Annotated in this window: 2 protein-coding genes and 1 pseudogene; 2 read left to right on the top strand and 1 reads right to left on the bottom strand. The window is 63.4% G+C overall.

The features are described from left to right. Together RMO23_RS07375 and RMO23_RS07370 are read left to right on the top strand one after the other, a co-directional pair. On the top strand, nucleotides 1-727 hold a 727-nt coding region (locus RMO23_RS07375; protein ID WP_309680004.1), incomplete at its 5' end, for a C-terminal helicase domain-containing protein. 108 nt (nucleotides 728-835) lie between these two features. After that, complete coding sequence (locus tag RMO23_RS07370) at nucleotides 836-1,807, top strand: YihY/virulence factor BrkB family protein (RefSeq protein WP_405041580.1); 972 nt, start codon at nucleotides 836-838, stop codon at nucleotides 1,805-1,807. 11 nt (nucleotides 1,808-1,818) lie between these two features. On the opposite strand, the pseudogene RMO23_RS07365 reads toward RMO23_RS07370, so the two are convergent. Beyond that, nucleotides 1,819-2,119, bottom strand: a pseudogene (locus tag RMO23_RS07365) (bis(5'-nucleosyl)-tetraphosphatase (symmetrical)); the annotation flags it as partial.

Genomic DNA, 2,119 nt, shown 5'->3' with positions numbered 1-2,119 from the left:
CAGCAAGCTCGGTTGTGCCCGTCTGGCCCGCTCACTTGAGCGTGAAGGCCTTAAAACCACAGCCCTGCACGGCGACAAAAGCCAGGACGAGCGCTTGAAGGCGCTTGATGCCTTCAAAAAAGGCGAGGTTGACTTGCTGGTGTGTACTGACGTAGCCGCCCGCGGGCTCGACATTAAAGACGTTCCCGCCGTTTTTAACTTTGACGTGCCGTTTAATGCCGAAGACTACGTTCACCGCATTGGCCGCACGGGCCGCGCCGGTGCTGCCGGTCTGGCCGTGAGCTTTGTGGCCAGCAGTGACCAGCGCCTGGTGGCTGATATTGAAAAACTCATCAAGACCAAGATTGAGCTTGAGCCGATGGAGTTTGACGAAGACCAGCCACGTATTAGTGAGCAGGGCCGTATCAATGACGGCCGCCGCATGTACCGCGAGCCCGATGACCGCGGCGCACATGACTCGCGTGAAGCAGCTGATTCGCGCCCACCACGTGAACAGCGTGAACGCCGTGAAATGAGCCCGCCACGCGAGCGCCGCGAACACACGCCGTATCGCCAGGCCGCAGCCCCGCGTGATCCGTTTTTTGACCAGCCTTATGAGTCAACGGCAGCCGCAGACGCACAACCCGCCTGGGAAGCCGCAGCCAAAGCCAATCCTGCACGCAGCGGTGTTTCGGCCAATATCAAGCCCAAGAAAAAAGTCGCCGCGCTGTTCAAAACCGCCGCTTGAGTCCGGGGTAGCGGGGCCCCGCTTCATCAAGCGTCGGCAAGCGCCTACGCGGGCTTGCGCGGCTGTCCACTGCCGCGTTGACCAGCCGCTGGCTAGGCTGTCGAGATGATGGACAGGCTGGCCCGGCACTTCTCAGCATTTGCGACCTTCGCGCTCGGTGCGCTGCGGCCCGTTTATCGGCCGATGTGGCGCGCCATTGACCACTGGATAGACGCCGGCGGCATGCGCATGAGCGCGGCCATGTCGTTCTACGGAATTTTGAGCCTGGCGCCCTTGCTGGTGCTGCTGGTGGCGGTGCTGGGCTGGTGGCTGGACCGCAGCTACATTGAAACCAGCCTGATTCAGCAGATACGGTCCGTGGTCGGCGCGCAGGGCGCGCTGGTGGTGCAACAGGCGCTGTCCAGCGCGCAGGAGCCGACCGAGGGCATCACCGCCTCGCTGTTGGCGTTTGGCCTGCTGCTGTCTGGTGCGACCGGGGTATTTGCCGAGTTGCAGGATGCCTTTGAGCGGCTGTGGCGGCAGGGCAGCGGCCAGGCGCCGCAGCAGAAATGGTGGCGCAGTGCCTCCCTGCGTTTGCGCGGCGTTGCCTACATCCTCGCGTTTGGCTTTTTGCTGCTGGTGTCGCTGGGGATTTCCACCTTTTTAAGCCTGCTGTCGGGCTGGGCCGGCAACTACCTGCCGATAGAGAGAATCGCCTTCGTCATCAACGAGCTGGTGTCCTTCGGCTTTTGCGTGCTGCTGTTTGTGGCCCTGATGAGAATGAGCGCCGGCCCCAAGCCCGCCATGCGTTACCTGGTGCTGGGCGCTGCCGTTGGGGCGGTTCTGTTTGCCGTTGGCAAGCACCTGATGGCTCTTTACCTTTCGACGGCCGCCGTGGTGTCGGCCTACGGCGCGGCCGGCTCGCTGGTGGTGATACTGATGTGGATTTACTTCACCTCTGCCGTGCTGCTACTGGCCGCCAGCGTGGCGCGGGCCTGGGCGGATGAAGCCGAAGAGGCGCACCAGCAGAAAGTCGCGCAGGCCGACGCACAGATGAAAGCGCATTGCGCGCAGGCCAGTTTGCCCGGCATGACGGCATGAGTGCCGCCAGTTCAGCCTGTTTTCGCTTTCGGGTTTTGCGCCTGCGCACAGGCCACCGAGATCAGCTCATACGCCCCCGGCGTTGCCCCCAGCCGGGCGGCCGTCAGGCTGCCACCCCAGACACAGCCGGTGTCCAGCGGCAGCAGCTGGCGGTCCGATTTTTGCGCGTCTTGCGCCTTCAGTGTTGACCAGTGGCCAAACATCACCGGTGTGCCTGCGGTTTGGCGCCCCGGCACATCAAACCATGGCAGGTAGCCGTGCTGCGCCGCCTCGGCACCGTCCTTGGTGGCAAATTCCATCACGCCCTCGGGG

It is taken from the genome of Polaromonas sp. (assembly GCF_031411155.1).
Taxonomy (GTDB): Bacteria; Pseudomonadota; Gammaproteobacteria; order Burkholderiales; family Burkholderiaceae_C; genus Polaromonas.
Note: the sequence above shows the minus strand (reverse complement) of the source record. Positions and strands in the feature narration are given on the sequence as shown.